Here is a 21,020-nt window from a genome sequence, read left to right as displayed (position 1 = left end):
CTTAGGCAGCTCTGTCAGGCAAATCCGTTCTGACCGAGAAGTCAGGCGCTTGTGCTGGACAATGAAAAAGAGACTGCTCTGCAGTCTCTATGTAAGGGTTGTCATGAACCGATTAACTTAATAACTGTCGCTAATACAAAAATAGTGGCAAAAAAGCCAAAAGAAACGACAAATCCAACTCCTGAGTCTACTGCATCGTTGCGTTTGCTTTGAACATTCTTTTCAAATTCATTCACAATTTACCCCTCCTATATGCCTTATAGTATAAGCCAAATCATTTAAAAAATCTATCATTTTCCAATCAGGTTTTGACAACACTTTACACAAATAGAAACTCATCAGAGTGAGAAAAATATATACAACATATTGATCGCTTACCTGCACATGTATCCTGGGGCATATGCGGTGGCGTTTATATATATGGGAACCGGCTTAGCCTGTTCCCTATTCATTTTGCCCATTTAGATAATCCGCACTTGCTAAACAGGCAGGGTACCGATAGGATTAGAAAAGAATGATTGAAACTGGGTGATAAAATGATATCAAACGTCTGGAAAGATTTAAAAAATAAACAGCTGAAGCCGGCATACCTGCTTCTTGGAAAGGAATCTTACCTTATTCAGGAAACCGTTCAGCTTATTATTGAAGCTGCGTTGGATCCTTCTGAGATGGACTTTAATCTTGCACAGTATGACCTGTCAGAGACCCCATTAGAGTCCGCCATTGAAGATGCAGAAACACTTCCTTTTTTAGGTGAAAAAAGAGTGGTTATTCTTAAGAATCCTCAATTTTTAACGAGTGAAAAAAAGAAAGAAAAAATAGAACACCACATCGAAAAATTAGAGGAATATTTAAAAAGTCCTGCTCCATACACCATTTTGGTTATTGTGGCCCCCTACGAAAAACTTGATGAGAGAAAAAAAATAACAAAAGCTGTCAAAAAAATGACAGAAGCTGTAGAGATGAATGGATTTTCTGAGCATGAAACAAAGAAGTGGATGAATGAATTGGCAGATGCAAATGCCATTGCGCTTGAAAATTCAGCAAGAGATCAGCTTTATATGCTGTCAGCCGGCAATTTAATGGCCATCTCACAAGAAATGAAAAAGTTGGGTACATATGCGGGAGAAGGTGGAATAATAACGGAAGACATTGTTTCTTCCCTTGTTTCAAGAACACTTGAGCAGAATATTTTTGAATTGATTGAGAAGGTTATCCGCAAAGACAGAACTCGTGCCATGCAGATTTTTTATGATCTGCTGAAAGCAAACGAGGAACCGATAAAAATTTTATCCTTGCTGATTAATCAATTCAGACTGATTCTTCAAGTGAAAGAGCTGTCTATTCAGGGATATGGACAGCAGCAAATTGCGGGAAACCTCAAGGTGCACCCATTCCGTGTGAAACTGGCTATGCAGCAGGCACAGCTTTTTCAATCCTCTGAACTGACATCGATCATGAATCAGCTTGGTGACGCAGACTATGAAATGAAAACCGGAAAAATGGACAAAAGACTTGCTGTTGAATTATTTCTACTCCGCTTATTCAAATAAAGTCCATAAAAAAAATCCTCTTCTCGAGAAGAGGATTTTTTTTTTATGCTGAAAGACCGTTTACAGATTTCGTTAAACGAGATTTGTAACGAGCAGCAGCGTTTTTGTGGATTAGACCACTTTGAGCCGCTTTGTCAATTCTTTTAGAAGCTACAGCTAGTGCAGCTTTTGCATTGTCAGCATCATTGTTAACAACTAGAGCTTCTACTCTTTTAATAGCAGTACGCATCGCAGATTTGATTGTTACATTGTGTGCATTGCGCTCAGCGTTAGTTTTTGTGCGTTTAATTGCAGATTTGATGTTTGGCATTCGTTTCACCTCCTAAAAAGCATTCGAGATCTATTATACTCGACATTTTCATCAATAATAAGAACAAGTGATATTTTATCAAACGGACATATAGATTGCAATATAATTGTAAAGGAAATTATCACGGCTTATACCTGTCAAGAATGAAACCTGTAAATTAAGGCAAAAATACAGAATAAGAAAGACTATGAGCCAGGAGGTTATGATATTGAAAGAACCTTTAGATTTGAGTATGTATTCAGTCCGAACAGATTTGGCCATTGAAGCACGCGATATGGCAGCTGAATCTAAAACACCTGAGCCCGAAAAGAAATCACCCGATATGGAAGGCGTTATTGTCAAAGAGCAAGACGAAAATGGAGTTAAAATAACATCTCTCCAAATTACTGAGAAGGGTGCAGAGCTTACGGGAAAGAAACCGGGAAATTACTTGACACTTGAAGTACAGGGAATTCGCCAAAAAGATACAGCATTGCAAAATCAGGTTGTCGACGTTTTTGCAAAAGAATTCAGCAGTTTTATGGATGGTCTGAAGATTCCAAAGGATGCAAGCTGTCTAGTTGTGGGACTTGGCAACTGGAATGTAACACCAGATTCGCTTGGTCCCCGTGTTGTTGAAAACCTTCTTGTGACACGTCATTTATTTCAGCTGCAGCCTGAAAATGTACAGGAAGGCTTCAGGCCGGTAAGCGCTATTTCACCTGGAGTAATGGGAATTACCGGGATTGAAACAAGTGATATTATTACCGGCATTATTGAAAAAAGCAAACCGGATTTTGTCATTGCCATTGATGCGCTGGCTGCAAGATCGATAGAGCGTGTAAATACAACCATTCAAATTTCAGACACCGGCATTCATCCCGGATCTGGTGTAGGAAACAAACGAAAAGAGTTGAGCATGGATACTCTGGGCATTCCTGTTATTGCTCTTGGAATTCCAACGGTTGTAGATGCGGTATCCATAACAAGTGATACGATTGACTTTATCTTAAAGCACTTCGGAAGAGAGATGAAGGAAGGAGACCGCCCTTCTAAGTCGCTCACTCCCGCTGGGATGTCATTTGGAGAAAAGAGGGTGCTGTCTGATGAAGATCTTCCTTCTGATGAACATAGACAGCAGTTCCTTGGGATTATTGGAACCCTTGAAGATGAAGAAAAAAGAAGACTGATTCATGAAGTTCTATCTCCGCTTGGGCATAATTTAATGGTGACCCCAAAAGAAGTGGATACATTTATTGAAGACATGGCAGCTGTAGTGGCAAATGGGCTGAATGAGGCACTTCATCAGCAGGTGGACAGCAGCAACGCGAGGTCATATACCCATTAAAAAATAGTCTACTTTCTCCGGTTCCTGCATATAGTTAAGCAGGCAATCTTTGAAGGAGGAAGAAGATGAAGCATTCTCGAAATAATCGCGGAATAATAGTGACTCTGAATGGGACAAGCTTGAAAAAAGGATTTGCACTCAGCTTTATCGGGTTTATGCTCGTATTTTTGCTCTCAGGCGCGCTTACTTCCCTAAAACCTGAATATAGGATCACATCCAAATCAATTAATGAATTAACAAATAATATTACAGGTGATTCCTTTATTCATCTGCTTGGTTTCGAAAATCGCTATTTTGTTCAGGATTTGCCTAAAGAGGCTAAACCTCCAAGTGTTTCTTCTTTATTTTTTAAAGCGGCTACAAGCATTAATCCGGAGGATCCGCGGAGTCTCCTTGGAAGGGAACTCCCTGGATTCACCCTGTTTGACAGCGAAATCGTAGTGGCTGGAGAAGGCACAGATTATACAACGATGCCTATTGAATCACCGCCGCCGACAGAGGTGCTGTTAGAGGAGAGGGAAGCATCAATTGCTGACTTAAAAGGGGCGGACGATCAGCCCGATCAGTCCAAAACACCGCCTATAGCGACGACAGGCGAGCGCAAAGTTGTTTACATTTACCATACACATACAACAGAATCCTATTTGCCTATGTTAAAAAACGTGAAAAATGCAAACAGTGCTTATCATTCTGAAGCAAACGTAACTCTCGTTGGAGACAGGCTCGGAAAATCGCTTGAAGATCAGGGAATAGGAACAAACGTTGATAAAACCAATTTCATGAAGAAGCTGAATGAAAAAGGCTGGTCTTTTACAAAAGCCTACTCTATGTCCAGGCCGACAGTCGAAACAGCGATGGCAGGGAATAAAGAGCTGGAGTATGTAATCGATATTCACCGTGATTCTCAGCGGTATAAAATTACAACAGCAGATATCAACGGCAAAAAATATGCCAAGGTGGCATTTGTCATCGGAGGAAAGAATCCGCTTCGTGACAAAAACAAACAATTGGCATCAGAGCTTCATAATAGAATAGAAACTAAATACCCGGGTCTCAGCAGAGGAGTTTTTCTTAAGGATTCACCAGGATCAAACAGCCTGTATAATCAGGACCTGACTCAAAACGCCATGTTAATTGAATTCGGCGGGATTGATAATAATCTTGATGAATTGAATCGAACAGCAGACGCAGTAGCGGATATTTTCAGCGAATATTACTGGCAGGCTGAAAAAGCGGATGCGGATTCAGCTGCTGAAAAAAAATAAGGTAAATTCAGATTAGAGGGAAGTATGATGATAAAATTCATGCTAAAGTGCTTTGTCCTAAGCTCAATATTGCTGCTTGGTGTTCTGTTTGGCATGCAGCAGGCCAATCAGGGTCTTGTAAAAATGAAAGGATATGAAGACCCGAATTTGAGCAGCGCTTTTGAAGTGAAAAATGATTCATCAGGAGAACTGGAAGCTTCCGTATTAGGCGTCAACCATAATCTCGAAGAAAAACAGGAAAAACTTGAGGAAATGGAAGCATTCAATTTCTTTTCCCAGCTGGGCAAAAAATTTGCTGCTCTTGCAAATGCAGTCATAACTGGCTTAATCACATTTTTAGCAGGACTGGTTGAAAGCCTGTTTCAATAATGGATCAATGGAATATGATGAAGGGAAGTCCTTTTTAGGGCTTCCCATATTTTGTTTAGCGGATAAACCTGCTTTGGCTAAAAAAAGTCAATCTAAGCTGTTGGCTAAACTCCTAGCCCTCTGCCGAAACAAATTCCCTCAGGAAAGTCAAACCCGGACTTTTCGGGTGAATTCTTATATGTCTGCCCGAGTCTGAACAGTCGGTTCCGCTTTTCCCATTGTCCAGCTCCACCTCCTAGCCCCTCGGCCAGAACAAATTCCCTCAGGAAAGTCAAACCCGGACTTTTCGGGTGAATTCTTATCTGTCTGCCCGAGTCTAAACAGTCGGTTCCGCTTTTCCTTGTTGAATGTTACTTCCCCTATTGATATAATTAAATTTAGTGCATTGGCTAGTTTAGTAGGAGTGATAGAACGATTATGAAGAATAAAGAAGATAAATTAAATAGACAATCCAAAATACGCAATTTCTCGATTATTGCCCATATTGACCACGGCAAATCAACGCTTGCGGACCGGATCCTTGAAAAAACGTCAGCGTTGACACAAAGGGAAATGAAAAATCAGCTTCTTGACTCAATGGATCTTGAGAGAGAACGCGGAATAACAATTAAATTAAATGCCGTTCAATTAAGATATAAAGCAAAAGATGGAGAAGAATATATTTTCCATTTGATTGATACACCGGGACATGTCGATTTTACATACGAGGTTTCCCGCAGTCTGGCTGCATGTGAAGGAGCTGTATTGGTTGTTGATGCTGCTCAGGGAATTGAGGCTCAAACACTTGCGAACGTTTATTTGGCGCTTGATAATGATCTGGAAATCCTTCCAATTATCAACAAGATTGACCTTCCAAGCGCTGATCCTGAACGTGTTCGCCAGGAAATTGAAGATGTAATCGGTCTTGATGCTTCAGAAGCTGTTCTCGCTTCAGCTAAAGCTGGCATCGGAATTGAAGAAATATTGGAACAGGTTGTTGAAAAGGTGCCTGCTCCTCAAGGTGATCCTGATGCGCCGCTTAAAGCGCTTATCTTCGACTCCTTATATGACGCATACCGCGGTGTAGTGGCATACATTCGAGTGGTTGAGGGAACAGTTAAAGTCGGACAGAAAATCAAGATGATGGCAACCGGCAAGGAATTTGAAGTAACAGAGGTCGGTGTCTTTACACCTAAAGCTCTTTTGCTTGATGAATTAAATGTTGGTGATGTTGGATTTTTAACAGCTGCCATTAAAAATGTCGGCGATACAAGAGTCGGGGACACGATTACGGATGCGAAAAATGGCGCAACAGAGGCGCTTCCGGGCTACCGTAAATTAAATCCAATGGTGTATTGCGGTCTGTATCCAATTGATACTGCTAGATACAACGATCTTCGCGAGGCATTAGAAAGATTGGAGCTGAACGATTCTGCGCTTCAATATGAACCGGAAACGTCTCAGGCTCTTGGTTTCGGCTTCCGCTGCGGATTCCTTGGACTGCTGCATATGGAAATTATCCAGGAACGGATTGAACGTGAATTTAAAATCGATTTAATTACAACCGCACCAAGTGTTATTTACAATGTCTTTTTGACAGATGGCAGCGAAGTCCGGATTGATAATCCATCAAATCTTCCTGATCCGCAAAAGATTGACCGGATCGAAGAGCCATACGTGAAAGCCACCGTTATGGTTCCAAACGATTATGTAGGTGCGGTGATGGAGCTTTGCCAAAATAAACGGGGCAACTTTATCGACATGCAATATTTGGATGAAAACAGAGTGAGCATCGTTTATGAACTTCCATTATCTGAAATTGTATATGATTTCTTTGACCAATTAAAATCAAACACAAAAGGATATGCATCATTTGATTATGAGCTGATTGGATATAAAACATCTCAGCTTGTGAAAATGGATATCCTGCTCAATAATGAGAAAATTGATGCTTTGTCATTTATTGTTCATAGAGATTCAGCCTATGACCGCGGTAAAATCATTGTAGAGAAGTTAAAAGAATTGATTCCGCGCCAGCAATTCGAGGTGCCGATTCAGGCTGCAATCGGCCAAAAAGTGGTTGCACGTTCAACGATCAAAGCGATGCGCAAAAACGTTCTTGCCAAATGCTACGGAGGAGATATTTCCCGTAAACGCAAACTTCTTGAAAAACAAAAAGAAGGTAAGAAACGAATGAAAACGGTTGGTTCTGTAGAAGTTCCTCAGGAAGCCTTCATGGCTGTTCTGAAAATGGATGACAATTAATTCAGGATTATTTACATTCAAACTTAAACTATGATAACGTAAGAAAAAACATTTGCCGCAGTCAACGCACTGCGGCTTCTTTATTAGAAGGTGAGAAAAATGGTCAAAGCTGCATATCTTCACATTCCTTTTTGTGAACAAATCTGCCATTATTGCGACTTTAACAAGGTTTTTTTAAAAAATCAGCCTGTTGATGAGTACCTTGACAGCATGCAAATGGAAATGAGAAACACTCTTTTAAAATACCCGGCGGCTTCCCTTGAAACGATTTTTATTGGCGGAGGAACGCCTACTGCTTTAAACGAAGAACAAATGGAAAAGCTGCTGAAAGCTATAAATGAAGAATTTAAGCCACTCCCTTCTTTACATGAATTTGCAGTAGAAGCTAATCCTGGCGACCTTTCATATGAAAAGCTTAAAGTGATGAGAGACCTTGGAGTAAACCGCCTGAGCTTCGGTGTGCAGACATTTAACGATGGGCTGCTTGAAAAAATTGGCCGCACACACCGTTCGGCTGATGTCATGAAAAGTATTGAGCTTGCCAAAAAAGCAGGCTTTGACAATATAAGCATTGATCTGATGTACGGACTGCCGGGGCAGACAATCAGCGATTTCAGAGATTCGCTTAGGATCGCATTTGGCCTGGATGTCCAGCATTATTCTTCGTATTCTCTCATTGTTGAGCCTAAAACTGTCTTTTATAACTTAATGTCAAAAGGCAGACTGACTCTTCCGCCTCAGGAAGAAGAAGCTCTCATGTATGAATATCTCATGGAAGAAATGGAGCAGCACGGTTTTCATCAATATGAAATCAGCAATTTTGCCCTTCCCGGTTATGAAAGCAGACATAATCTTACTTATTGGAATAATGATGAGTACTACGGAATCGGAGCGGGAGCGCACAGTTACACAGGCAATATCCGGCGTGCAAATGCAGGTCCTTTAAAAAAATATATGCAGCTGATTGAGGAAACAGGTTTTCCCTATCTGAATGAGCATCAAGTAACTGAAGCTGAAAAGATGGAGGAAGAACTTTTTCTTGGCTTGCGTAAATCTGCTGGAGTGAGCAAAAAGAGATTTGCCGATAAGTTTGGCATGCCTTTAACAAAAGTGTTTGGATTGCAGATCCAGGAACAATCAGAAAAAGGTCTGTTAAATGATCATCAAGATTCCATTTCACTTACACATAAAGGGAAATTGCTGGGAAATGAAGTTTTTCAGGCATTTTTAGGTGTTATCCCTTCCGAATAGGGTAAACAGAAAAGACGGCGTTTTTTGCGTGTGTCTTTTTGTTTTACATTCTTTAGTTAATTAAACATAAACTATAGGGGAATTTAATCTAAATAATTGACAATTATCGTTTGATTTGATACTTTTTATTATAGATTTAGCACTCGCGCTTACAGAGTGCTAACAGAGGTGATGATAATGTTAACAGATCGTCAGCTTTTAATCCTTCAGGTCATTGTTGATGATTTTATTCAATCTGCTCAGCCGGTAGGCTCAAGAACATTGTCTAAGAAGGAATCGATCACATTCAGTTCTGCAACAATCCGAAATGAAATGGCAGATCTTGAAGAAATGGGTTTCATTGAAAAAACTCACAGTTCATCAGGCAGAGTTCCTTCGGAGAAAGGATACCGCTATTATGTGGATCACTTGCTTGCTCCGCAGAAACTGACGAATATGGATGTTGTTACAATTAAATCTGTCTTTACAGAACGTATATTTGAACTTGAAAAAGTAGTGCAGAAGTCTGCTCAGATTCTTTCGGATTTAACGAATTATACGTCAATTATTCTTGGTCCTAAAGTGAACGAAAATCGGCTGAAACGAATTCAGATTGTTCCAATCAGTGAAGATACTGCTGTTGCAATTATTGTGACAAATACGGGCCATGTTGAAAATAGAACCATTTCTTTTCCGGGAACAATTGATCCGCAGGATATTGAAAAAATGGTTAACATATTAAATGAGCGCTTATTTAATGTTCCGATTGTCGAATTGCATGACAAAATATACAAAGAAATAGTAAACTTACTGAGGAATCATATACAAAACTATGATTCCATCATGAAAGTCCTATCCAGAACATTTACGATGAACGCAAATGAAAAAATATATTTCGGCGGGAAAACAAATATGTTAAGCCAGCCGGAATTCAATGATATCTCACGTGTCAGAACGCTTTTGACAATGATTGAAGAAGAGCAGGAATTATATAATATTCTTCAGGCCTATGATTCAGGGATTACAATTAAAATCGGCAAAGAAAATCAGAACATTGCAATGGAAAATTGCAGTCTGATCACTGCAACCTATTCTGTTGATAATAAACAAATAGGGCGGATTGCGGTTCTTGGTCCGACAAGAATGGAGTACTCCCGTGTTATCAGTCTGCTGCAGAGAGTCACAAAAGATATGTCCAAAGCCTTAACTAATCTGTATCACTCATAAAAACATTGTCCATATTGTAAGAGAGCGGAAAATTGCTTTCCGCTCCCTTTCCATGGCTTTGCACTTTAAGGGAGGTGAAAGAAATTGACTAACGACGCAAAAGAAAGCTTAAAAGAAAATGGAACAGCTTCTGAACAAGAAGAAACATTGGTAAACCAAGAGGGCGAATCAATGGATTCTGAAACACAAGCTGAACAAGCGCAGGAATCTGATGAGTTATCTGCAGCCAAAGCTAAGATTGAAGAGCTTGAAGCCAAGCTTAGTGAAACTGAAAATCGCATGTACCGCGTACAGGCAGATCTAGATAACTTCAGAAGAAGAGCACGGCTTGATCTTGAGGCTGCTCAAAAATATCGTTCTCAAAATCTGATAACCGAAATACTGCCAGCTCTTGATAATTTTGAAAGAGCGTTAAAAATAGATACGGATGACGAAAAAACACAATCCTTATTACAGGGGATGGAAATGGTTTATCGCCAGCTGGTGCAGGCTCTGCAGAATGAAGGAATTGAAGCCATTCAAGCAGAAGGCCAGCCGTTTGACCCGCATCTTCATCAGGCAGTCATGCAGGTAGAAGATGATCAATATGAATCCAATGTTGTCATTGAAGAATTCCAAAAAGGCTACAAGTTAAAAGACCGCATTATCAGACCAGCTATGGTTAAAGTCAATCAATAACTTACATAATAGGAGGTTTCTACGATGGGGAAAATTATCGGCATCGATTTAGGTACAACAAACTCATGTGTTGCAGTATTAGAAGGCGGAGAACCTAAGGTTATTCCAAATGCAGAAGGCAACCGCACAACTCCTTCAGTAGTAGCATTTAAAAATGGCGAGCGCCAGGTTGGTGAAGTTGCAAAACGCCAGGCTATTACAAATCCAAACACAATTATGTCCATCAAACGACATATGGGAACGGACTATAAAGTAGAGGTTGAAGGCAAGGAAAATACGCCTCAGCAAATCTCTGCAATCATTCTTCAGCACTTAAAAGCATATGCAGAAGATTATTTGGGCGAGCCGGTTACAAAAGCCGTTATTACAGTACCGGCATACTTCAATGATGCTGAGCGTCAGGCAACTAAAGATGCAGGTAAAATTGCAGGACTTGAAGTAGAGCGTATAATCAACGAACCAACTGCAGCAGCACTTGCATATGGTTTAGATAAAACAGATCAAGATCAAACGATCCTTGTTTACGATTTAGGCGGCGGTACCTTTGACGTATCCGTTTTAGAACTTGGAGACGGAGTATTTGAAGTTCGTTCAACAGCTGGTGACAACCGTCTTGGCGGAGATGATTTTGACCAAGTAATCATTGATTATCTTGTTTCCGAATTCAAAAAAGATAATGGCATCGACCTTTCAAAAGACAAAATGGCTCTTCAGCGCTTGAAGGATGCTGCTGAAAAAGCTAAGAAAGATCTTTCCGGTGTATCTTCAACACAGATTTCATTGCCATTTATCACAGCTGGAGAAGCTGGGCCGCTTCACTTAGAAGTGACATTGTCACGTGCTAAATTCGAAGAACTTTCTTCTGATCTAGTTGAGAGAACAATGGGTCCAGTCCGCCAGGCGCTTAAAGATGCTGGTCTTTCTAAAAATGAAATTGACAAAGTAATCCTTGTTGGCGGATCTACTCGTATACCTGCAGTTGTAGAAACAATCAAAAAAGAGCTTGGCCAAGAGCCGTCAAAAGGTGTTAACCCAGATGAAGTTGTAGCACTTGGCGCAGCAATTCAAGGCGGAGTTATCACAGGCGACGTTAAAGATGTTGTTTTACTTGACGTAACACCACTTTCACTTGGAATTGAAACAATGGGCGGCGTATTTACGAAGTTAATCGAGCGCAACACGACGATTCCAACAAGCAAATCACAAGTATTCTCAACGGCTGCTGACAGCCAAACAGCTGTAGACATCCATGTTCTTCAAGGTGAGCGCCCGATGTCTGCAGATAATAAAACATTAGGCCGTTTCCAATTAACGGATATTCCTCCGGCTCCGCGCGGAGTTCCGCAAATCGAGGTATCATTCGATATTGATAAAAACGGAATCGTCAATGTTCGTGCAAAAGATTTAGGCACAAACAAAGAACAAACAATCACAATTAAATCTTCAACAGGTTTAAGTGATGAAGAAATCGAACGCATGGTAAAAGAAGCAGAAGAAAATGCAGATGCTGATAAAGCACGCAAAGAAGAAGTTGAACTTCGCAATGAAGCTGATCAGCTAGTATTCACTACTGAAAAGACTCTTAAAGATCTTGAAGGTAAAGTAGACGAAGCTGACGTTGCAAAAGCGAACGAAGCGAAAGATGCATTAAAAGCTGCTATTGAGAAAAATGAGCTTGAAGAAATCAGAACGAAAAAAGATGAGCTTCAAGAAATCGTTCAGCAATTATCTATGAAATTGTATGAAGAAGCTGCAAAACAGCAACAAGGTGCTGAAGGTGCAGCAGACGCGAAACAAGATGACAATGTAGTTGATGCTGAATATGAAGAAGTAAACGACGATAAAAAATAATACTGAGCGGAAATGAGTGACTTCATCCCGCAAAAGAAAAGTCAAAGTCAGGCTTGTCTTGACTTTGACTTTTTTAGTGTTTTGAAAGAAAAAATTTTCGCATTGATGATAGCTCCTCGGTCAGAACGGGTCCGCCATAAAAATCAAATCCGGACTTTTCTGTAGGATCCTTATCTGCCATGGGTGAGCTGATCAAGGCGCTTGTGCTTTTCTAATTTGAGCAAAGAAAAGACTTTTCCAGAAAGATTGAATAGATTATGGGTATGAAAACACCTTCTATACTTAAACAATATCTTGCAATCAGGCTAAATCGAGTGATACAATTTACTTTATGTGAGAATTCGGGAGTGAGAAATTATGAGCAAGCGTGATTACTATGAAGTGCTTGGAGTAAGTAAGAGCGCGACAAAGGATGAAATGAAAAAAGCGTACCGCAAGCTTTCTAAACAATATCATCCTGATATCAACAAAGATGCGGATGCAACCGATAAATTCAAAGAAATTTCAGAGGCATATGAGGTCCTGACCGATGATCAGAAGCGTGCACAGTATGATCAATTTGGACATACTGATCCAAATCAAGGATTTGGGGGATCTGATTTTGGCGGAGGATTCGGTTTTGACGATATTTTCAGTTCGATCTTTGGAGGCGGCAGAAGACGCGATCCAAATGCGCCAAGACAAGGTGCAGACCTTCAATATACGATGACTTTGTCTTTTGAAGATGCAGTATTCGGCAAGGAAACAACAATCGAAATACCTCGGGAGGAAACATGTGATACATGTGATGGCTCAGGAGCGAAACCTGGAACTAAGCCGGAAACGTGTAAACATTGTAACGGATCTGGACAGCTGAATGTTGAACAAAACACGCCATTCGGCAGAATTGTCAACCGCCGCGTGTGTCATCATTGCAGCGGAACTGGCAAAATGATCAAACATAAATGTTCAACTTGCGGAGGAGCTGGAAAAGTTCAAAAACGCAAAAAGATTTCTGTTAAAATTCCTGCTGGGGTCGATGATGGACAGCAGCTTAGAGTTTCCGGACAAGGGGAACCAGGAATTAACGGCGGACCAAGCGGTGATCTATACGTTGTGTTCCAAGTAAGATCTCATGAGTTCTTCGAGAGAGACGGGGACGATATTTACTGTGAAATGCCGCTTACATTTGCACAAGCTGCTTTAGGTGATGAAATTGAAGTGCCTACACTGCACGGCAAAGTGAAGCTGAAGGTTCCGGCCGGAACACAAACGGGCACTAAATTCCGCATGAAGGGAAAAGGTGTCGCAAATGTGAGAGGCTACGGACAGGGCGATCAGCACATTATCGTTCGAGTCTTAACGCCTACAAATATTACGGAAAAACAAAAAGAGCTTCTTCGCGATTTCGCTGAAATGAGCGGAGGAAGACCAGATGAGCACGAAGAAAGTTTTTTTGATAAAGTAAAGCGTGCATTCAAGGGTGAATAAACAGAAGTGGAGCTGGTAGAATGAAATGGTCCGAGTTAAGTATTCATACAACACAAGAAGCGGTAGAACCAATTTCGAATATATTGCATGAGGCCGGAGCAAGCGGTGTCGTCATTGAAGATCAAATGGATCTATTAAAAGAACGTGAAAGTGTGTATGGAGAAATCTACCACCTCAATTCTGATGATTATCCCGATGAAGGTGTTATTATTAAAGCATACCTTCCTGTAAACAGTTTCCTTGGTGAAACGGTTGATGAAATTAAAGAAGCTGTAAATAATCTGCTTATTCATGATATTGATTTAGGGAAGAATGATATCTCAATCAGTGAAGTAAATGATGAAGAATGGGCGACTGCATGGAAAAAGTATTATCATCCCGTAAAGATTTCGGAGCGATTTACGATCGTGCCGACATGGGAAACTTATACACCGGTCCATTCCGATGAACTGATCATCGAGCTTGATCCGGGTATGGCTTTCGGAACGGGGACTCATCCGACAACCGTTCTTTGTATTCAGGCGCTTGAACGCTCTGTAAAAGAACAGGATTTAGTAGTGGATGTGGGCACAGGCTCAGGAGTTTTAAGTATTGCGTCTGCAATGCTTGGAGCAAAACAGGTTCAAGCATTGGATTTAGATCCTGTTGCTGTTGAAAGCGCACGTTTAAATACGAAATTAAACAAAGTGCACAAGGCGGTCACAGTATCTCAAAACAATTTGCTGAACGGAATCCAAGGTCCTGTAGATGTAGTCGTTGCAAATATTTTAGCTGAAGTCATTCTGCGATTTGTCCACGAAGCAAATCAGATTCTGAAGCAAGGCGGTTTATTCATCACCTCTGGAATCATTCTTAATAAAAAGGCTGAGGTTAAAAACGGTTTAATCGAGGCTGGGTTTGAGATTGAAGAAACAGTTGTTATGGAAGACTGGGTGGCCTTTATCGCAAGAAAGAAATAAGAGGTGCTCATCTGTGCAGCGTTATTTTATAAGTGAGAAAAAAGTAAATTTAACATCCAGAATGACAATCACGGGAGACGTTGTTCATCACATCTCCCGTGTTATGCGTATGAAACCAGGCAGCAAACTGATTTGCTGTACTTCAGATGGACAGGCAGCGCTTTGTGAAATAGAAGAAGTAAATGATGATGCAGCAGTATGCAGGATTATTGAGTGGCAAACTGCTGATCATGAACTTCCAGTATCAGTCACGATTGCGAGCGGGCTGCCTAAAGGGGATAAGCTGGAATGGATACTTCAAAAGGGCACAGAACTTGGTGCTGCTTCGTTTATCCCTTTTAATGCTGCTCGTTCCGTTGTAAAGCTTGATGCAAAGAAAGCAGTCAAAAAAGTGGAGCGCTGGAGAAAGATTGTGAAAGAAGCTTCTGAACAATCCTATCGCAACTTAATCCCGGATGTTTTTGAGCCATGCAGCTGGAAGGAACTTATTAATCGTTCCGCTTCATATGACCTGAAAATCGTCGCATATGAAGAATTGGCTAAAAGCGGGGAACTCTCCAATCTTGCGAAAGCATTAAATGAAAGTTATCCAGGTCAATCCATTCTGGTTGTATTCGGACCAGAAGGCGGATTAACGGAAGAAGAAATAGAACAGCTGACAAATGCAGGTTTTATAGCCTGCGGACTCGGGCCGAGAATCTTACGGACGGAAACGGCTCCGCTATATGTTTTATCTGCTGTTTCTTATTATTTTGAATTATCGAGGTGATTATCATGCCAACCGTAGCATTTCATACACTTGGCTGTAAAGTAAACCATTATGAAACAGAAGCTATCTGGCAGTTATTCAAGGACGCAGGCTATGATCGCTCTGAATATGAAAGCAAAGCTGATGTTTATGTCATAAATACATGTACAGTAACGAATACAGGCGATAAAAAAAGCCGTCAGGTCATTCGCCGTGCAATAAGAAAAAATCCGGACGGCGTTATTTGTGTAACCGGCTGTTACGCTCAAACGTCTCCTGCTGAAATTATGGCGATTCCGGGTGTTGATATAGTAGTAGGTACGTCTGACCGGGTTAAAATGCTTGACTATATTGAGCAATTTAAGAACGAAAGGCAGCCTATCAACGGCGTCAGCAATATTATGAAGGCGAGAGTATATGAGGAACTTGATGTACCGGCATTTACAGACCGCACCCGTGCATCATTGAAGATCCAGGAAGGCTGCAACAACTTCTGCACGTTCTGTATTATTCCATGGGCGCGCGGCTTAATGCGCTCACGCGATCCCAAAGAAGTCATTAAACAGGCCCAGCAGCTTGTTGATGCAGGCTACAAAGAAATTGTATTGACGGGAATTCATACCGGCGGATACGGCGAAGACATGAAAGATTACAACTTCGCCATGCTGCTTCGTGATCTGGACACTAAGGTTCACGGCTTAAAGCGCATTAGAATCTCGTCCATTGAGGCCAGTCAAATTTCAGACGAAGTCATTGAAGTTCTTGATCAGTCAGATAAAATTGTCCGTCATTTGCATATCCCGATTCAATCAGCTTCAAATACTGTATTGAAAAGAATGCGCCGAAAATACACGATGGAATTCTTTGCGGAGCGTTTGACACGACTCAAACAAGCTTTGCCCGGGCTGGCTGTTACTTCTGATGTTATCGTCGGTTTCCCAGGTGAAACGGATGAAGAATTCATGGAAACTTATAACTTTATTAAAGAACATAAATTCTCAGAGCTTCATGTTTTCCCTTATTCAAAACGGACAGGAACACCTGCTGCAAGAATGGATGATCAAGTGGATGAAGAAATTAAAAATGAACGTGTTCATCAGCTGATTGCCCTATCCGATCAGCTTGCCAAAGAATACGCATCTGTATATGAAGACGAAGTTCTTGAAGTTATCCCTGAGGAACTGTATAAAGAAGATCCTGAAAGTGGTCTTTATGTCGGATATACGGATAATTATTTGAAAGTTGTTTTCCCTGCAACAGAAGAAATGGTCGGAAAAATTGTTAAAGTGAAAATTACTAAAGCCGGCTACCCGTATTCGGAAGGACAGTTTGTCCGTGTCATGGAAGATGAACCGGCAGCTGAAAGTATGCGGAATATCTCTTAACCTGGTCGACTAGACCGGGTTTTTTATTTTTATGTATAAACACAGGAAACGCACTTTTCTTTTAAAACAGGTTTAGAATTATTTTACTGGTGTAAATTAAGTTTGTACTCGTATTTTTTTTGAAAAAGTGTTAAGATGTAAGAGGTCAGACGACTAATTAAATGGAAAAGGGGTACTACATATGTCAGTAAATATTGGCAGTATGATTGACCATACAGCGTTAAAGCCAGAAACAACAAAGGCTCAAATCGACACATTATGCGCAGAAGCAAAGGAATATAAATTCGCATCTGTTTGTGTCAATCCAACTTGGATTGAAACAGCAGCCGCTTTATTAAAAGGAACAGATGTAAAGGTTTGTACAGTAATCGGTTTTCCGCTTGGAGCGACTACAGTTGAAACGAAAGCATTTGAAACTAAAGATGCAATTGCAAAAGGCGCAACAGAGGTTGATATGGTAATCAATATCGGCGCATTAAAAGATAAAGATGATGAGCTTGTTGAACGTGACATCCGTGCGGTTGTTGATGCAGCTAAAGGAAAAGCGCTTACAAAAGTCATTATCGAATCAAGTCTTTTAACAGAAGAAGAAAAAGTTAGAGCATGCGAATTATCAGTGAAAGCTGGAGCAGATTTCGTCAAAACATCCACTGGTTTCTCAACTGGCGGTGCAACTGTTGAGGATATCGCACTAATGCGCAAAACAGTAGGGCCAGATCTTGGCGTAAAAGCTTCTGGCGGCGTTCGTGACCGTGCAGGAGCGCTTGCGATGGTTGAAGCTGGTGCAACTCGCATCGGTGCAAGTGCTGGAATTTCTATTGTTAAAGGCGAAGTTTCAAATTCTGATTATTAATTTCTGACTATGAAAGACTGCTGAAAATTTTTCGGCAGTCTTTTTGCCGTATTAATTTCCTCTAAAAAAAGTTGAAAATGAAACTACAAATTTTCCAAAAGCATTGGCAAAAGGCAGCAATGCAAGTGAACTGATGACATTAAAAATTAGACTGAAATGTGCCAGCTGCAGATCAGGCTGTGAAGATAAAGTTTGAACAGTTGCACTGCAATATGAAATGAATGGATAAAATGCGGCTACACCGATTACATTTACCCACACATGCGCATAGGCGGTCAGCTTTGCTTCTTGATTGGCTCCGGCTGCTGCCATCATGCCTGTAATACAAGTGCCGATATTAGCTCCAAGAACATAAGCAATGCCTGCACTGAGCGTAAGAATATCCGCATTTAAAAAACTCATAATGATGCCTGCAGTGGCTGCACTTGAATGAATAATTGCTGTTAAAACCGTCCCGCTTAGGACTCCTGCAAAAGAGTGTTCATTTGTGTACAGCAATAATTCATGAACAAGTTCCAGCTGGGATAGAGGATAAGCAAGCCGGCCAAACCCTGCCATCGCTGAAAAAAGTGCTCCTAGCCCCATAAAAACAGCACACATTCGCATCAGCGCTTCTTTTTTAAAGGCAGCTCCCATTAAAAGACATAGGAATCCTATCATGAAAAGGGGAAGAATTAAAGATCCAATATCCAAAGTGATTAGTTGTGTAGTGAAAGTAGAGCCAATATTTGTTCCAAGAATAATTCCAATCGTCTGTTTAAACGAGATGACCCCAGCTGAAACAAGACCAATCACAATTACCATCACAGCTGAACTGCTTTGCAGAATGCCCGTGAATATGATTCCCGCAATAAAAGCTTTGACGGGATGGTTAATACAAGTGTAGATCCAGCTTCTCATCGCCTGTCCCGATAGAATAGACAGGCCATTTTTCAGCAAATGCATACCCGCTAAAAAAACGATTAAGTAAAGGAAGAAAAAGCCTGCAGCCCCCATCAAATCACCTCTTATTTAAAAATATATGGACAAGCGCCCTGCTGCATGACTGAAATTCAGGGGGCAAATGAACGAAGTTAAGAACTTTTTTTTATATAAGTTGACCTCTGAGAAACGTTATATTATAATTGCAAAGTACATGTTTTCTTTAAACATGTTTATTAAACAGATGATGTCGATTGGTTGTATTCGGAGGGAGGGAATAAGAATGTCAAAAACGGTCGTTCGTAAAAACGAGTCGCTTGAGGACGCTCTTCGTCGCTTCAAACGTACAGTATCAAAAAGCGGTACTATACAAGAAGCAAGAAAGCGCGAATTCTATGAAAAACCTAGCGTAAAACGTAAGAAAAAGTCTGAAGCTGCTAGAAAACGCAAATTCTAAAGAGGGTGGATTTATGAGTCTTCTTGAGCGTTTAAATCAAGATATGAAACAAGCGATGAAGAACAAAGAGAAGGACAAACTGGCTGTTATCCGAATGGTGAAAGCCTCATTACAAAATGAAGGCATCAAGCTGGGTAAACAGGAGTTGTCTGCTGAAGAGGAACTGACTGTGTTTTCTCGCGAATTAAAGCAACGTAAAGACTCCCTCCAGGAATTCAGTAAAGCTGATCGCTTAGATTTAGTTGAAAAGACACAGGCTGAACTTGATATTTTAACTGTATACATGCCTGAACAGCTTTCAGAAGAAGAGCTTCAAGCTATTGTGAAAGAAACAATTGCAGAAGTAAATGCAACTTCTAAAGCAGACATGGGTAAAGTTATGGCTGCGATCATGCCTAAGGTAAAAGGTAAGGCTGATGGCGCGCTTGTCAATAAAACTGTAGCTGGACGGCTATCATAAAAAAGACGGAAAACACCTTGTTCATTTGAACAAGGTGTTTTTATGTTTTATATGAAAAAAGCAGATTGTAACAAATTTAGCTGAAAAAATCATTTAAGCTTGTAAGATAAATGCAAAAAAAAGTGGATAAATAAGCAAAGCGGCTAACGGGTGCTTCGCTTTTCCCATTGTCCAGCTTCAGCACCCAACTCCTCGGCCAGAACGTCTCAGCCTGAAAAGTCAAACCCGGACTTTCCAGTCTGAGCCTTTTCTGTCTGTCGGAGCTAAACGGGCACTTCCGCTTTTCTTTTAAGAATTTTTCATGAAACCGAAACCTATACTTAAGATGAAACGTATTACAATTAAACCTTACGATTGAAAGGAGGCTTGCGATTCACTTGATAAGCAATCATAACCGTTTGTTTCATATATTATTTGGAATTGTTATGTTTCTTTCCCTGTTTGGCAGTGCTTATATGCCCGCCGCAGATAATGCTTCTGAAAAAGTTGCGGTCATCCCAATTGAAGAAACCGTTGAGAAAGGCTTATCACAATTTATTAAAAGATCTTTTAAGGAAGCAAGAGAAGAAAAGGTCAACCACATTATTCTCGATATAAATACTCCGGGCGGAGCGGTTGATGCTGCACTTGAAATTGCGGACACAATAAGAGCATCAGAAATACCTGTAACCGCTTTTATAGATAGCAGGGCTTTATCTGCCGGAGCTTATATTGCTTTGAATGCTGATCAAATTTACATGGTTCCGGGAGCTAAGATGGGCTCTGCAGCTATTATTGATTTAGAAGGCAATACGGCTGATAAAAAAGCTGAATCCCTCTGGCTGGCTGAAATGAAAGAATCAGCAGAACGGAATAACAGAGATTCAAAATACGCACTTGCTATGGCTGATCCCGATGTGGACCTTCCTGAGTATGGAGCAGGCAAGGGTGATCTATTGACTCTGAACGCAGAGCAGGCGGTGGAGGTAAATTATGCAGAAGGAATTGCTGAAAACCTGGACAGTTTGTTAAATGCACTGGACTTAGGTTCGGCTGAAGTGATTGAAATGGAGGTTAGCTTTGCTGAGAAAGTAGCAAGATTTGTGACCAATCCAATTGTGATACCGATCCTGCTTTCAATTGGAAGTCTTGGACTTATCGTTGAATTATACAGTCCTGGCTTTGGTCTGCCGGGCTTTATGGGCTTATCATCGCTCTTTCTATTCTTTTACGGACATTATATCGCAGGGCTTGCCGGACTCGAAACCGTGATTTTGTTTATCGTTGGATTAATTCTTGTGGCAGCGGAGTTTTTTGTTCCCGGTGGCATTATCGGCTTTATTGGATTTGGAGCCATCATATTGAGCTTTTTTATAGCAACTGATGATATTGCATATATGGCATTTTCATTAGTTGTTGCATTACTCGTTGCCGTAACGGCAGCCATCATATTTGTAAAGGTGTTTGGAAAACGTATGAATATATTTAAGAAACTAATCTTGCGTGATTCTACAAATACTGAAAGCGGGTATGTTTCAAATCGGAATCGTTTGGAGCTGATCGGGAAAACTGGTATAGCCCTCACATCCATGAGACCATCAGGAACTGCCCTCATAGATGATGAACGAATTGATGTTGTTACAGAAGGAATGTATATTGCAAAAGATCAAAAGATTAAGATTGTTAAAGTTGAAGGCTCACGTGTTGTCGTGAGGGAAATCCTTTAATACAAGG

At 40.7% G+C, this 21,020-nt stretch carries 20 protein-coding genes; 17 read left to right on the top strand and 3 right to left on the bottom strand.

Going from position 1 to position 21,020, the window contains the following annotated elements:
- Positions 1 to 101: 101 nt before the first annotated feature.
- On the bottom strand, positions 102 to 236 hold the full coding sequence (locus LIT25_19110; GenBank protein ID USK32683.1) for a YqzM family protein: 135 nt from the start codon (positions 234 to 236) through the stop codon (positions 102 to 104).
- Positions 237 to 536: 300 nt separating this feature from the next.
- On the opposite strand from LIT25_19110, the gene holA reads away from it, so the two are divergent.
- Entirely contained in the window at positions 537 to 1,553 is a 1,017-nt protein-coding gene (holA, locus tag LIT25_19105) for a DNA polymerase III subunit delta (protein USK32682.1), read from the top strand.
- Between the two features lie 43 nt (positions 1,554 to 1,596).
- Here the strand turns inward: holA and rpsT are convergent, their stop codons facing one another.
- Complete coding sequence (gene rpsT / locus LIT25_19100; protein USK32681.1) at positions 1,597 to 1,863, bottom strand: 30S ribosomal protein S20; 267 nt, start codon at positions 1,861 to 1,863, stop codon at positions 1,597 to 1,599.
- A 208-nt stretch (positions 1,864 to 2,071) separates the two neighbouring features.
- Between rpsT and gpr the strand changes: the two genes are divergently transcribed.
- The 13 genes from gpr (at position 2,072) to deoC (ending at position 17,469) form a co-directional block, all read left to right on the top strand.
- Positions 2,072 to 3,190, top strand: a complete 1,119-nt coding sequence (gpr, locus tag LIT25_19095; GenBank protein ID USK32680.1) for a GPR endopeptidase — start codon at positions 2,072 to 2,074, stop codon at positions 3,188 to 3,190.
- A gap of 65 nt (positions 3,191 to 3,255) precedes the next feature.
- Positions 3,256 to 4,455, top strand: coding sequence for a stage II sporulation protein P (locus LIT25_19090; GenBank protein ID USK32679.1), 1,200 nt, complete (start codon positions 3,256 to 3,258; stop codon positions 4,453 to 4,455).
- 27 nt (positions 4,456 to 4,482) lie between these two features.
- On the top strand, positions 4,483 to 4,824 hold the full coding sequence (locus LIT25_19085; protein USK32678.1) for a YqxA family protein: 342 nt from the start codon (positions 4,483 to 4,485) through the stop codon (positions 4,822 to 4,824).
- 417 nt (positions 4,825 to 5,241) lie between these two features.
- The gene (gene lepA / locus LIT25_19080) at positions 5,242 to 7,068 is read left to right on the top strand and encodes a translation elongation factor 4 (protein ID USK32677.1); all 1,827 of its coding nucleotides are present in this window, start codon (positions 5,242 to 5,244) and stop codon (positions 7,066 to 7,068) included.
- 99 nt (positions 7,069 to 7,167) lie between these two features.
- Positions 7,168 to 8,319 carry a radical SAM family heme chaperone HemW gene (gene hemW, locus LIT25_19075; GenBank protein ID USK32676.1) on the top strand — a complete coding sequence of 384 codons (1,152 nt, stop codon included), beginning with the start codon at positions 7,168 to 7,170 and terminating at the stop codon, positions 8,317 to 8,319.
- A gap of 177 nt (positions 8,320 to 8,496) precedes the next feature.
- Entirely contained in the window at positions 8,497 to 9,525 is a 1,029-nt protein-coding gene (hrcA, locus tag LIT25_19070; GenBank protein USK32675.1) for a heat-inducible transcriptional repressor HrcA, read from the top strand.
- A gap of 84 nt (positions 9,526 to 9,609) precedes the next feature.
- Positions 9,610 to 10,203 carry a nucleotide exchange factor GrpE gene (grpE, locus tag LIT25_19065; protein ID USK32674.1) on the top strand — a complete coding sequence of 198 codons (594 nt, stop codon included), beginning with the start codon at positions 9,610 to 9,612 and terminating at the stop codon, positions 10,201 to 10,203.
- A gap of 24 nt (positions 10,204 to 10,227) precedes the next feature.
- Positions 10,228 to 12,054, top strand: a complete 1,827-nt coding sequence (gene dnaK, locus LIT25_19060) for a molecular chaperone DnaK (protein USK32673.1) — start codon at positions 10,228 to 10,230, stop codon at positions 12,052 to 12,054.
- Between the two features lie 357 nt (positions 12,055 to 12,411).
- Positions 12,412 to 13,524, top strand: a complete 1,113-nt coding sequence (gene dnaJ, locus LIT25_19055; protein USK32672.1) for a molecular chaperone DnaJ — start codon at positions 12,412 to 12,414, stop codon at positions 13,522 to 13,524.
- 20 nt (positions 13,525 to 13,544) lie between these two features.
- Entirely contained in the window at positions 13,545 to 14,483 is a 939-nt protein-coding gene (prmA, locus tag LIT25_19050; protein ID USK32671.1) for a 50S ribosomal protein L11 methyltransferase, read from the top strand.
- Positions 14,484 to 14,496: 13 nt separating this feature from the next.
- The gene (locus tag LIT25_19045) at positions 14,497 to 15,252 is read left to right on the top strand and encodes a 16S rRNA (uracil(1498)-N(3))-methyltransferase (protein ID USK32670.1); all 756 of its coding nucleotides are present in this window, start codon (positions 14,497 to 14,499) and stop codon (positions 15,250 to 15,252) included.
- Positions 15,253 to 15,257: 5 nt separating this feature from the next.
- Positions 15,258 to 16,616: a tRNA (N(6)-L-threonylcarbamoyladenosine(37)-C(2))-methylthiotransferase MtaB gene (gene mtaB, locus LIT25_19040; protein USK32669.1), complete on the top strand. Its 1,359-nt coding sequence runs from the start codon at positions 15,258 to 15,260 to the stop codon at positions 16,614 to 16,616.
- Between the two features lie 181 nt (positions 16,617 to 16,797).
- Positions 16,798 to 17,469 (top strand): deoxyribose-phosphate aldolase, encoded by a 672-nt coding sequence (gene deoC / locus LIT25_19035; protein ID USK32668.1) that lies wholly within the window; start codon positions 16,798 to 16,800, stop codon positions 17,467 to 17,469.
- Positions 17,470 to 17,520: 51 nt separating this feature from the next.
- On the opposite strand, the gene LIT25_19030 is transcribed toward deoC, so the two are convergent.
- Positions 17,521 to 18,465, bottom strand: coding sequence for a Na/Pi symporter (locus LIT25_19030; protein ID USK32667.1), 945 nt, complete (start codon positions 18,463 to 18,465; stop codon positions 17,521 to 17,523).
- Between the two features lie 208 nt (positions 18,466 to 18,673).
- Here LIT25_19030 and rpsU point away from each other — a divergent pair, with 208 nt between their 5' ends.
- The 3 genes from rpsU (at position 18,674) to LIT25_19015 (ending at position 21,013) form a co-directional block, all read left to right on the top strand.
- Positions 18,674 to 18,847, top strand: coding sequence for a 30S ribosomal protein S21 (rpsU, locus tag LIT25_19025; protein USK32666.1), 174 nt, complete (start codon positions 18,674 to 18,676; stop codon positions 18,845 to 18,847).
- Positions 18,848 to 18,860: 13 nt separating this feature from the next.
- Positions 18,861 to 19,307: a GatB/YqeY domain-containing protein gene (locus tag LIT25_19020; protein ID USK32665.1), complete on the top strand. Its 447-nt coding sequence runs from the start codon at positions 18,861 to 18,863 to the stop codon at positions 19,305 to 19,307.
- A 425-nt stretch (positions 19,308 to 19,732) separates the two neighbouring features.
- On the top strand, positions 19,733 to 21,013 hold the full coding sequence (locus LIT25_19015) for a nodulation protein NfeD (protein ID USK36337.1): 1,281 nt from the start codon (positions 19,733 to 19,735) through the stop codon (positions 21,011 to 21,013).
- Positions 21,014 to 21,020: the final 7 nt, after the last annotated feature.

The sequence above is a fragment of the Bacillus sp. F19 genome (assembly GCA_023823795.1).
In the GTDB taxonomy this organism is placed as follows: Bacteria; Bacillota; Bacilli; order Bacillales; family Bacillaceae; genus Bacillus_P.
Note: the sequence above shows the minus strand (reverse complement) of the source record. Positions and strands in the feature narration are given on the sequence as shown.